Raw genomic sequence first — 12321 nt, forward strand, 5'->3', positions numbered from 1 at the left:
AAGGTCAGCCCTTCCTCAGCCTTCTTTGTCCTCATTATAGGCTATGATGATTTTTTGCACCAATGAATGTCTGACAACGTCCTGCTCGGCAAACTGGATAAACCCAAGCTCTTCAATGTTCGCAAGGATGCGCTGCGCCTCCACCAGCCCCGACGATTTGCCCCGCGGGAGGTCGATCTGCGTCACGTCGCCGGTGATGACCATCTTCGATCCGAATCCGAGGCGCGTCAAAAACATCTTCATCTGCTCCGGCGTCGTATTTTGCGCTTCGTCCAAAATAATGAACGAATCGTCGAGCGTCCGGCCGCGCATATAGGCGAGCGGAGCAATCTCGATGAGGCCGCGCTCCAGCGATTTGAGCACCTGCTCCGGCCCGAGCACGTCGTTAAGAGCATCATACAATGGACGCAAATAGGGGTCAACCTTTTCCTGCAGGTCGCCGGGCAAAAAGCCGAGGCTCTCGCCCGCTTCGACCGCGGGTCTCGTCAGTACGATCCGCTTCACTTTGCCTTCCTTGAGCGCGGAGACGGCGAGCACGACGGCGATGTACGTTTTGCCCGTGCCGGCCGGTCCGATCCCGAAGACGATATCTTTTTTCTTAATTTCGTTGACATACTGCTTCTGCCCGATCGTCTTAATGCGGATCGGCTTGCCCTTGTGGGTAAGGGCGATTTCGCCTTTAAACAAATCGAGCAGCTGATCGGCCTTCATTTCTTTGGCCAGGTCGATCGCGTAATGAATATCCCGCTCCGTCAGCGCGTATTGGTTGCGGACCAGTTCCAGCAGCACGGTGAACAGCTGCTCAAGGCGCGCCGTATCGGCCGCTTGGCCTTGGATGACGATCTCTTCCTCGCGGGTAAAGATGGCGGCCTGCGTATGCTGCTCGATCAGGTGCAGGAATTTGTCCTGCGGCCCGAAGAGCGCGAGGGCTTCGGCCGTATTTTTGAGTGTGACTTTTGCGGTGGTCTGTTGATCCATGTACAGGGCTTAATCTCTCCTCCGGGTTTTCGGCGGGAAGGCGGTTCATTCACCCAAGTGGCGCGGTGCTGCGAGCAAGACATTGCTGCCTCCGGCCGCTCTTGAATTCGGATTCTATGAATATATAAATGATCGGGGAGAATCCGAATTCAAAGGCGGAACGTAAACTCCAAGTTTTCCGTAAGGAAAACTGCTTCGAAAGCATACTCTACGGCAGCAATGTGCAGCTCTCCGCCCGCACTGAGTTGATGAATAAAAAACCTTCCGGCCGTAAACCGCTCCGTCAGTAGTCTTTATGGGACGATCGGTTGTTCGGTTGCGATCGGTTCTTCCACTTCCAAAAGTACTTCCATATAAACTTTACCATTCTCCGCCTTTTCATGCAAAATTTTTTCCGAAACGACACGCGAATCGCTGCCCAACGCCGACAAAATTTGCGCTTTGGCCTGCTCGATGCCAAGCTCCGAAGCTTCCTTCGGGTCAACCGTCTGCTCGACGATCTGCACCTCCAGCAGCTTTTCGCTGAGCCATCCGATCGGGACCGTGTAGCCACGCCAGCTGAGCGTTTTCCGTTCGGAGACCGTTTCGTATTGCTCGAACGGAATTTTCCCGTAGCCGCTTAGCTGAAGGCCGCGGCTGCCCAGGACGAGGTACGAGCGGTTTTTCGTTTCGCCGGTGTAGGTCTTGTACTGGAGCGTAAGCGGCACTTCGACGGTCGGCTTGTACCACACAATTCCCTTAACCTTCCCCGCGGCGACAACACTCTGCTGGTTCGCCTCGACGCCGATGATGCCGGATATCAGGATGTCTCCTTTGCGCACATACGTATTCGGCTTAACAAGCGGCCTGCCCTTCTCTGCGAAAATTTCCGTGACCAATGCGCTCTTGGAAGCGACCAGATGCCTCGGGCTAAGGAGCGGCGGTGTGTCGGGCACGGTCGATTCGACGACCTTAATAATCACATGCGTCCCGCTTACCTCCACACCGGCCCATGCGGTGCCTGGCAGCTCCCGTTGCAGCGCGCGGGACAGCTCGGCCGGGTCTTTCAAGCGGAATTTCCACTGCAGCTTGTAAATGCCTTGCTGCTTCGCAGCTTGCAGTATCTGCTCCTGGCTCAGCTTCTCGTTGCCTTCTACGCGAACATGCCATACGAGCGAGGACAGCACATAGATTCCGATAACAAAAGCAAGCACGCCCAGAGCAAAAAATTTGCGTTTCTCCAGCTTGTCTAACCAAAAAGGAAATCCCTGTTTCTGGCGAATCCGGGTGCGGGAGCCTGTCTCCTTCAATAGCGGGCGAAGCCGGAAAAAGTCGCGGATCGTGATCGACAGCTCGGCTTTATTTTCCGCCGTATACTGGATGTCCCAGATAGCCATCTGCCGCTCCGTCATACGGTTCAGCAGCTTTTCGAGCTGCCCGCCTTTTACTTCGACCCGAACAAAGCCTCGCAGGCGTTGGATATACGAAGATTTCACGATCGACTTCTCCTTTCCGGGCTACGGAATATATTTGATATCGCGGATCATGCCTTCGATGAACACTTCTTCCGTCAAAATGGCGCGGATGACAAGCTCCGAGCCGTACACCTCAACCCGCCCCGTCGTCAGCGCCAGCTTGAGCACCTCGTTGGAAAAATGCAATACGCCACGGTGATTTTCGATATAAAGCTGCCGGTTTCCGATCATGGTTATCCGGGGCAAGTCCATCACGACATCCTGCGGCAGGTCGAGTAATTTGGCGGTCAATTGATTGAATCGGCGGGTCAGCTTTCGCATAGGCAACCTCCTCCGCAGTCCCAAAAGCATAACACGGCTATTTACACCTTATGCCGGGAATTGGAAAATATGACCTGGAACGCGGCAGAGCTCCTCTCGTGCCACAACAAAAAGCGCCTTCCCCCCAATCCCGGAAACCGGGACCGAAAGGAAGACGCTTCGTATGAACGATTAACGCCGGAAGGGGCGTTTGGCCCGCGGAGGGCCGAGAATCTCGGCCCACAGCACACCGCGCGCCGCATCCTGCGGCGTCAGGCCGCCGAAGGCAGCGGCTGTGCTTTCGCCCGAGCCCCTTGGCTTGGCGAAAGGAAACGCTGCAGCGGCCGCAGATGGCTGCCCAGACGCCGGTGAAGCCGCAGCGACATCCTCGGGTAGAGGCGCCAGCTGCGACCGGCGGGGCTCCATTTCGGCAAGCTGCGGACGGACGCCGCCTGGAGCAGCCGGACGCGCTTGGACCGGCTGTGCCTTAGGCATCGGCTTCGCCGAGCCTGGCCAGCCGGAGCCGTCGCCACCGAAGGGCGGCATGCTGTCTTTCGGCGTTCTTCTCTGCGGCTGCGGAACGCCTTGCCCGCCCTTGCCGCCGGTCTTTAATTTTTTCACGATGCTGCTTAACACGATATACAAAATAACGACGACAAACCAGTTGCTCAATATCAGATCCAAGATGGTACGCATCGGTTATCCCGCCTTTCCGCCTGGCTGGAGGCTATCAGGCATTGTCGTCGTCTTTGCCCGGCTCGTTCATTTTGCCAAGGCTGGAGCGCATTTGCGTGTCCGCGTCGATGTTCTTAAGGTTCATGTAATCCATCACGCCGAGCTTGCCTTCACGCAGCGCTTCCGCCATCGCGAGCGGCACTTCGGATTCGGCTTCCACAACCTTCGCTTTCATCTCCACGACCTTCGCCTTCATCTCCTGCTCTTGGGCAACGGCCATTGCGCGGCGCTCTTCCGCTTTCGCCTGTGCAATCCGCTTGTCGGCTTCCGCTTGCTCCGTTTGCAGGTGCGCCCCGATGTTTTTGCCTACGTCCACATCGGCAATATCGATGGACAAAATCTCAAACGCCGTACCGGCATCAAGCCCTTTGCCCAGTACCGTGCGGGAAATCATATCCGGGTTTTCAAGCACGTCCTTGTGCGAGCTGCTGGAACCTACCGTGGTGACAATCCCTTCGCCGACACGGGCGATGATCGTTTCTTCCCCTGCGCCCCCGACCAGGCGGTCGAGGTTGGTGCGTACCGTCACCCGTGCGATAACCCTCACTTCGATCCCGTCTTTGGCGACGGCGGAGACGACCGGCGTTTCGATCACTCGCGGGTTGACGCTCATCTGTACAGCCTGAAGCACGTCGCGGCCGGCCAGATCGATCGCCGCCGCACGCTCGAATTCCAAGTGAATGTTGGCGCGGTGCGCCGCGATCAACGCATTGACTACCCGATCGACGTTACCGCCGGCTAAGAAGTGGCTTTCCAGCTGGTTAATGGTTAAATCCAGTCCTGCCTTGGTCGCTTTGATCATTGGATTGACGATCCGGCTCGGAATGACCCGGCGCAGCCTCATCGCCACGAGCGTAATGATGCCGACCCGCACCCCGGACGCCAGCGCGGAAATCCACAGCATGACCGGGACAAACGTAAAAAATATGGACAGCGCGATAATAACGACGGCTGCCAGCAAGAAAATTGAAATAAGGGATGTATCCATCGTACAAATTCCTCCTTTGTTGTAAGTCCATCGACGTACCGGCAAGGCGTGTTCAGCCTAGTCCTTGACTTCCTGTACGACGACCCGGACGCCTTCAACATGCGTAACCTTGACTGTTTTGCCGGATTCGACAAAATCCCCCACTGTGACGACATCGACGCGCTCGTCGCCGAACAGCGCGGTCCCGGCCGGTCGGAGCGGCGTCACCGCCTTGCCTGACTGGCCAAGCAGATCGCTGCGGGACGACGCGGAAACGTAGCCTTTGTCTTCGGTCAGCTTTTCCCGCAATATAAACCGGTTCCAGACGCCGCGATGCTTAAAATATTTCACGACAATGGCGACGACGACGACCGCAACGACGAAAGCAATACCCAGGTTCATCGCGGCCGCTTTCGTGCTGTAAGCGGCAAGCACGACGCCGCTGATCAAGCAGGCAGCGCCGAGAAAACCCAAAATCCCGAAGCTCGATACGAACACCTCGATCAACAGCAGCAGGATGCCGGCGATAAACAGAGTAATCTCCTCGAACCCGGCGAATCCGGCGATATAATGTCCGAAAAAGTATAGACCGAAGCCAAGTACGCCGATGATTCCGGGAAGACCGAAGCCCGGGACGAACAATTCGATCGCGATGCCGGCGATCCCGATGATCAGCAGCAGCGTCGATACCCAAGGCTGGGTCACGTACCGTGCGAACGATTCAGCCAGACTCGGTTTCAGCGCGACGAGCGGATGCTCTTCCCCGCCGATGAACTGCACGACCTCCTGCAGGCTGGCGGCCACTTTCTCCGCATAGCCCACCTTAAGCGCTTCCTCCGCGGTTAGCGTCAGGATTTCGCCCTTAGGCAACGTTCGGCCAATCTCGGGCATGGACACGCCGACGTTTTTGTCGACCATCGCTTCGGCGATTTGCGTCTTCCGTCCGCGCAGTTCCGCGGCGGCTTTCATCTGGCCGGACCAATACGATACTACTTTGACGCTTTCGATTTCATTCCCGGCCCCGTCCACAACGGCTGCCGCGCCGAGCGAGCTTCCCGGCTCCATGGCGATTTTGCCGGCATTCAGCGCAATGTAGCTGCCTGCCGAGATGGCTTTGCCGTGCACGTAAGCAATCGTCGGAACCGGGCTGTTTTTGATCAGTTGACCGATTTCCTGCGCCGAATCGACGCGGCCGCCAAGCGTATCGACGTCCAGCACGATGTAATAGGCGCCCATCGATTGCGCTTCCTCCAGTGCCCGCTGCAAAAAGGTCTGCAGCCCGTTCTCCACCGTTTGATGCACCGGAATCACGACGACCGGGGCAGCTTTCGGCGGCGAGGACGACGATTCGGCGCTTGCGGGTTCCGCAGGCAGAAATCCGGTTAGAGCGGACAGCAGAAGCGCCATTGCGAGAAAAAAGACAAGCGGAAGCCGAAAAAGCAGCGCTAAGCGCTTATTCCCGAGTGAATCCACAAGATGACCTCCTTTTCGCACGTTTTGCAATGCTTTCAAGTGGTACTACGCAATAACGGCAAGTTTGATTCACAACACTGCAAAACAAAAAACAAAAAAGAAAAACACTCCTACTATTCGGAGTGTTTCCCGCTGTTGTTTAAGACAATAACTGTTGGACGAACTGATTGACGACTTTGCCGTCTGCTCGTCCTTTAACCTTTGGCATCAATGCGCCCATAACTTTGCCCATGTCCGCTTTGGAAGAAGCTCCCACTTCTTGGATGGTCTGCTGTACAATGGCTTTTACTTCTTCATCGGTGAATTGCTGCGGCATGTACTCCATCAGTATGGCGACTTCGGCCTTCAGGTTTTCCGCCAAATCGTCACGACCGGCCTTTTCAAATTCTTGGAGGGAATCTTTGCGCTGTTTGATCTCGCGATTCAAGACGTCAAGTACTTCTTGTTCATCTAAGGTTTTACGCTGATCTATCTCAAGATTTTTGATAGCTGCACGAACCATACGGATTACGGAGAGTTTGAACTTGTCTTGACTCTTCATCGCAAGCTTCATGTCATCGTTTAGTCTGTCGCTTAAGCTCATCGATTAAGCCTCCTAGAACTTTCTCTTGCGAGCAGCCTCTGACTTCTTCTTGCGTTTCACGCTTGGCTTCTCATAATGCTTGCGTTTTTTGACCTCCGCCAAAACGCCATCTTTGGCGATGGAACGCTTAAAGCGACGAAGTGCAGCATCTATAGTTTCGTTCTTGCGAACTCGAGTTTCTGACACCAGTTTTCCCTCCCTCCGAACAGACCGTCCAAGACGAAAAAAGACATTCATCAAATTTCATTATAGGTGATAAGGAAACTGGGTGTCAACCTATCCGGAACAAAACTTCAAAAATGAGCCGCACCGGGTTTAGCGGGCATTGAGCGGCCCCAGTTTTTCTCCGCCAAGCAGGTGATAATGAATATGGAATACCTCCTGCCCGCTGTGCTTGCCGCAGTTGTTGATCAGACGGTAGCCGGATTCGGCAACGCCCTGTTCTTTGGCGATTTGCTGCGCCGCGCTGTGGATTTCTCCAAGCAGATGCCAGTCGTCCGCTCCGACGTCGTTCATCGATGCGATATGTTTTTTGGGAATGATTAAAATATGTACGGAAGCGGCCGGATGAATATCCTGAAAGGCAACGACATGCTCGTTCTCGAACACTTTTTTCGAAGGGATCGACCCTTCGACGATTTTGCAAAAAATGCAGTCCACGTTCTCCCCTCCTTCCACTATCAGGTTCAGGCTTGTCTCCTTCCACTATACCCGAAAACTTGGCAAAAAGAAAACTCATCGCGGCAAAAAGACAAGGACACGATTTTTTTTGCGCGGCACTGTCTACCGTAATCTGATCGTTCTCAAAAAGTGATCTATTTTAACGAAAATAAGCATCGATTCAGGACCGAAAACAGGGATTCATTTATAGACTATCGGTCTAATATTATCTATAATACTAATCGGAACGATTCAATTCTTGGCAAACAGTGCTAACCAAAGGGGGATTAAGGGTGGACCGGTTCATGAGAGCGTCGACGCGAAAAAAACGCGACTACCTGATGGATGTTGCCCTGAAGCTGTTTGTGGAACGCGGATACGAGCATGTGTCCGTAGACGATATCATCGCCGCGACGCGGACGTCCAAAGGAACGTTCTACCATTATTTTGAAGGCAAAGACGAAATACTACGAGAGATCCCGAGAAAACAGATGGAGCTTATTCAAGCCTGGTGCAGCCGCACGCCTTCGCAGGTGCGGTCACTGGAAAGCCACGTCAACCGGCTGATGCTGGATTTGACCGAAGCGCTGGGCTCCTCCAGGCGGCTGATCCGCAGTTGGATCGCCCTTTCGATGCAAAACGAAGGCCTGAAGGCGGCTATGGAAGAGCTGAAACGAACGCTGTACGAAAGCTTGATGCGCTGGCTGCCCGAGCCGGGCAAAGCCAAAATGCTGACCACCGCTTATTTCGGCACGGTCATGCTGTGGTGCGCGATCGAAGAAGAGACGGATTTGACCGAGCGGATGCGGGAGCAGCTCGCTTGGGTTTGGACAGGGCTTCGCCATGACAAGGAAGCGGAACCGATTCTACTGGAAGCAGAACGGAAAGGAGAACACAACATGAAGGTTGCTATCATCGGAGGGGGGCTTGCGGGGTTGACCGCAGCCGCTTATTTATCGGAGCATCAAGGAATCGAAGGCGTCCTGTTTGAGCGCAGTCCGCAGTTGGGCGGACGGGCGTTTACTTACGAAAAAGCAGGCTTTACGCTGAATTACGGCGCGCACGCGATTTATGGCATCGACCGTCATACCATCGGCGATATGGAGCGCGAGCTGGGACTATCGTTCAGCTCGAAGCAGGTGGATAAACGGCGGGTCATGTATTACAAGAACGACCAGTTGACGCCGGCCCCGCTCGACTTCGTCAACCTGATGCGGACGGAGCTGCTGAACCCGTTCCAAAAGATGCGCTTCGTCGGGGAAATTACGGCGATCATCGCCAACATTCACAACGTGCGCAATTACAATACGCTGGGCGATTATTTGGCACAGTCGGACGCGGACGAAGACGTGAAGGAGCTGTGGGAGCATCTTGTCTGTTCGAACTTCTTCATCACGCCGGAAGAGGCGCGGAAGGTTTCGGGCGCGGTGATCAGCGACTACTACCAAAACCTCTTTTTGTCGGGCCGCCCGGTCAACTATGTGCTCGGCAGCTGGGCCGTCATTACGAACCAGCTCAAGCAAAAAATCGACCTGACCTCCCGCTGGGAAATCGCGCTGCGCGAAGGCGTAGACGGCATCCGTTACGCAGACCGCAAGTTTTGGCTGCAGACGAAAACCCGCGAGCTCGACTTCGATCGCGTCATCTTCGCCATGCCGGTACAGCAGGTGTGCAAGCTGCTCAAAGATACGCCGTGGGAGCCGTTCATGGCCCCTTACGAGGACAATACGTCGACAGAGGTCATGGTTTACGACATCGGCCTGAATCGTGTAGTAGCCCGCCCGTTCAGCTACATCAGCGACATGGACAACAAGCTGTTCATCAGCGACGTCTCGGCGACCGACCATACGCTCGTTCCAGAAGGCGGACAGCTGCTGCAAGGCATCGCGTACCTGAACGACAACTTCGAGGGCGAGGACGAACGTAAGTCGTATCTGGATAAAAAGACCGAGCAGATGGAAGCCTTGTTCGATCAGCACTATCCGGGCTGGCGCGAAGCGACGGAAGTGAAGCGAGTTTCGAAAAAAGCGATGGTGTCGAGCGTCAAAAATATCGCGAGCAACCGGCTATTGCCGAACCGGATCGAGAACGTGCCGTTCTACTTCTGTGGCGACGGCTGTCAAGGCAAAGGCGAGCTTGCGGAACGCGCCTTCTCCAGCGCGCGGCTGGCGGCCAAGGCGATCTTGGAGGAAGCTCCGCAGCTTCAAAAAGCATAATCCACATATATACGTGGCGAAATATAAAGCTCGAATGGGCTCGGTTCTGTGAAAGGCGGAACCGGCCGTTCGAGCTTTTTGGCAATTCAATCGTTATGTCAGATCGTTCCAAAGCTTGGTTAGCTGCTGCACCAAAAAGCCAAACCATGCGCCGACCGCCTGAAGCGGCCCCGGTTTGATATCGGACGGCGGCTTACGCTCCGTTGGGAGCGCAGTGACGATGGACGAGGACGTCACCGCGGGAAGCGAAACCAGGGGCCGCTTTTCTGTCCTTGGCGATTATAGACTGCGAGTTCAAGAACCGAGCCTTCCGGGATCGCCCCGGCCACCAGATCGACTCCAAATGGCGGAGCTGTCTGCGTCGCAAGCTAGGTTCCGTAACGCCGCGCTGTTTAGCTATGACGGCTCGCGCAGAAGTATGCTACATCGTCTCCAGCGTCACTCGACTGCCTCGTCCGTTCGGCTCGGCGGGGTGAACGACCAGCCTGCGCGGCAGCCGCGCTCGCAGCTCCGGCACGTGGCTGATGACGCCGACGGTCAGCTTGTCCAAATGCAGCTTTTCCAGCGCCGTGATGACCGTGTCGAGCAGCTCTTGGTCCAGCGTGCCGAACCCTTCGTCCAGGAAGAAAAATTCGAGCGGATGCTCCCCTTTCAGCTGGATTTGCGTCGAAAGGGCGAGCGATAGTGACAGCGAGGTCAGGAACGTTTCGCCGCCGGACAAGGTGGTGACCGGCCGCCTCACGCCGCCATTCGCGTCGTCGCGGATGACGAAGCCGCCGCCGGAGTCGACCTCGATCGCATACTTTTGCCGTGTCAGTTGACCGAGCCGTTCCGATGCCGCGCGGCTGACATGCATGAGCTGCTCCTCCGCCAAAAATTCGACGAAGGCATTGCCTCGCAGCACGCTTTGCAATTTGCCGAGCAGGGACAGCTCCTGCTGGCTTTTCTCCCGCTCCGCTTCCAGTTCGCTCCATCGGGCATGCTTCGCCTGCAGCTCCTCGTGGTCGCGCTCCGCCTTGGCCGTCGTCTGCACCGCTGCCTCGTCCTCGGCCTTGCACCGGGCCAGCTCTTCCTCCAGCGCCGTCCACTCTTCTTCGGTGACCTGCCGTCCCGCCAGCTCGGCGTCAAGCTCCGCTTGCCGCGCGGTGAGCTGGTGCTCCTGCTTGCCGTGGGCTTCCACCTCGGCAGCCCATGCCTGCTGCTGCTCAGGTTCAACCAGCGCTTGCGTCACTTCGTCTGCCGTCGCAAAGCCTTCCGCGGACGCTTGCTGCGTCCATTCCGCTTCCGCTTCTTCGCAGGCGAGCCGCGCCGATTCAGCCGCTTGCCGCGCCGCAGCTTCCGTCTTCGCTTCGGCCTGCTGGCGTGCCTGCGCGTCTTCGAGCAGTTGGACAGACCGCTGCGCTTCGGTGCGCAGCTTGTGCAGCTCCGCCTGTGCCTTGGCAGCCAAAGCGGAAGCGTCTTCGTCGCCTACCCAAGCCCGCAGCCGCTCCGCCTGCTGTCCCGTCTGCTGCTCAAGCGCTTGCCGTTCCGCCGCTAACCGGACGGATTCTTTCTCGGCCTCGCTCAGCTCCTGCTGGAGCTGCTCCATCCGGTTCCGCTTCTCGTCCAAAAACTCCACACTTTTGTCCAAGCGGCCCCGCAGCTCCTCCGCCAGTTGATCCTGACGCTTCAGCCGCTCCGCCAGCTCTTCCAGCTCGTCCGGCCGGAGCTCCGGAAATTTGGCCTGCCAGCCGGCACGGACGGCGTTCAGCGCTTCGCAGGTCTCGCCCGCTTTGGCCGCATGGGCGTCGAACAGCGTTTGCGCCGTTTGCTTGCGCGCTTCGCCGTCATGCCGCTGCTTGTCCAACCGGCGCTTGCTTTGCAGCAGCTCTTGAAGCTTCGCTTGCAGCCGCTGAATCTGACGGCCGACCTCCGCAGCAGATTCCGCCGCTGCCCGCAGCGTTTCCGCGATCCGTTCGCCGGCGATGTCTGGCTGCGCGTTGTCCACGGAAGATTCCGTTGCGGAAATGGCTGAGGAGACGGCCGCTTCGCCTAGCGCAGCGGGCAGCCCTTGGGGCTCTTCCTCTACCGCCTGCCGCCACTGTCTTTCCAGCGCTTGCAGCGACTGCAAATGGCCTTGGACCGCAAACCGGCTTTCGCGAGCTTCGTTTTGCTGCCGCTCCAGCATCGCCACTTCGTCTTGCGGCGCGACCGGCTTTCCGGCTCCCACGGCCTGCGGCAGCGCCGGATTCGGATGCGCCACGGAGCCGCAAACCGGACAAGCTTCGCCGTGATGCAGGTGCGCCGCCAGCGCTTCGGCCAGCGCCGACAGCTCCGCTTGCTGCTGAGCCTTGCGGCGGTGCGTCATCTCCTCCGCGATGCGGCTCTCCAGCCCAGTTAGCCGGTTTTCCGCCTCCCGCGACGCCCGATAAGCCGCGAGCAGCTCCTGCGACCATTCCGCCGCAAGCCGCTCCCATTCCCGCTGCGCCGCTTGCAGCGAAGCCTCCGCTTGACTCAGCCGCCGCAGCTCCGCCTGCAGGCGGCTCGTTTCCGCCTGCTGCTCCGCCTCCAGCTTAGCGAGCCGTTCCAACTCGCGCTTGTCCTGCAGCGACTCCTGCAGGCGCTCGCGGTGCGCGGCGGGCACCTCCGCCCGCTTCAGCTCGTCGCGCAGCTGCGCCTGCCGCTGCAGCGCCTTCTCGCGCAGCTCGCGCTCGCGCGTCTGCTCCGCGCGCAGCGCCGCCAGCTGCGCCTCGCGGCGCCCGCCTTCGGCGGCTAGCGCGGCCAGCCGCTCGCGCGCCGCGGCAAGCTCGGCCGCGAGCTGCGCGGCTTGGCGCAGCTGCTCGAGCCGCGCGGCCAGCGGCGCCTCCTGCGCGGCCAGCGCCTCGCGCGCGGCAGCGTTCGCCGCCTGCGCTGCAGCGAGCGCGCCCTGCGCGGCGCCGAGCGCCTCGGCGGCGGCGCGGGCAGCGCCGCGTTGCT

11 protein-coding genes are annotated in these 12321 nt (G+C 57.9%); 1 reads left to right on the plus strand and 10 read right to left on the minus strand.

What is annotated here, in order from left to right; all coding sequences use genetic code 11:
* Positions 1–15 precede the first annotated feature (15 nt).
* The 9 genes from NLX71_RS01555 to NLX71_RS01595 form a co-directional block, all read right to left on the minus strand.
* On the minus strand, positions 16–978 hold the full coding sequence (locus tag NLX71_RS01555) for a PhoH family protein (RefSeq protein WP_254361736.1): 963 nt from the start codon (positions 976–978) through the stop codon (positions 16–18).
* A 293-nt stretch (positions 979–1271) separates the two neighbouring features.
* Positions 1272–2453, minus strand: coding sequence for a sporulation protein YqfD (gene yqfD / locus NLX71_RS01560; protein ID WP_254361737.1), 1182 nt, complete (start codon positions 2451–2453; stop codon positions 1272–1274).
* Between the two features lie 21 nt (positions 2454–2474).
* Positions 2475–2753 (minus strand): sporulation protein YqfC, encoded by a 279-nt coding sequence (yqfC, locus tag NLX71_RS01565; protein ID WP_254361738.1) that lies wholly within the window; start codon positions 2751–2753, stop codon positions 2475–2477.
* Between the two features lie 171 nt (positions 2754–2924).
* Positions 2925–3428: a hypothetical protein gene (locus NLX71_RS01570; protein ID WP_254361739.1), complete on the minus strand. Its 504-nt coding sequence runs from the start codon at positions 3426–3428 to the stop codon at positions 2925–2927.
* 34 nt (positions 3429–3462) lie between these two features.
* Complete coding sequence (gene floA, locus NLX71_RS01575; protein WP_254361740.1) at positions 3463–4455, minus strand: flotillin-like protein FloA; 993 nt, start codon at positions 4453–4455, stop codon at positions 3463–3465.
* Positions 4456–4512: 57 nt separating this feature from the next.
* Positions 4513–5907, minus strand: a complete 1395-nt coding sequence (locus NLX71_RS01580) for an NfeD family protein (RefSeq protein ID WP_254361741.1) — start codon at positions 5905–5907, stop codon at positions 4513–4515.
* 139 nt (positions 5908–6046) lie between these two features.
* A complete protein-coding gene (locus tag NLX71_RS01585) occupies positions 6047–6490 on the minus strand; it encodes a GatB/YqeY domain-containing protein (protein WP_010491814.1) in 444 nt (147 codons plus the stop codon).
* A gap of 12 nt (positions 6491–6502) precedes the next feature.
* The gene (gene rpsU / locus NLX71_RS01590; protein ID WP_010491812.1) at positions 6503–6676 is read right to left on the minus strand and encodes a 30S ribosomal protein S21; all 174 of its coding nucleotides are present in this window, start codon (positions 6674–6676) and stop codon (positions 6503–6505) included.
* A gap of 129 nt (positions 6677–6805) precedes the next feature.
* Entirely contained in the window at positions 6806–7150 is a 345-nt protein-coding gene (locus NLX71_RS01595) for a histidine triad nucleotide-binding protein (RefSeq protein WP_254361742.1), read from the minus strand.
* Positions 7151–7455: 305 nt separating this feature from the next.
* On the opposite strand from NLX71_RS01595, the gene NLX71_RS01600 reads away from it, so the two are divergent.
* Positions 7456–9366 (plus strand): FAD-dependent oxidoreductase, encoded by a 1911-nt coding sequence (locus NLX71_RS01600; RefSeq protein WP_254361743.1) that lies wholly within the window; start codon positions 7456–7458, stop codon positions 9364–9366.
* 421 nt (positions 9367–9787) lie between these two features.
* On the opposite strand, the gene NLX71_RS01605 is transcribed toward NLX71_RS01600, so the two are convergent.
* Positions 9788–12321, minus strand: a 2534-nt coding sequence (locus tag NLX71_RS01605; RefSeq protein WP_254361744.1) for an SbcC/MukB-like Walker B domain-containing protein, incomplete at its 5' end; no start/stop codon positions are given.

The sequence above is a fragment of the Paenibacillus sp. MZ04-78.2 genome, from assembly GCF_024213375.1.
GTDB lineage: Bacteria > Bacillota > Bacilli > Paenibacillales > NBRC-103111 > Paenibacillus_G.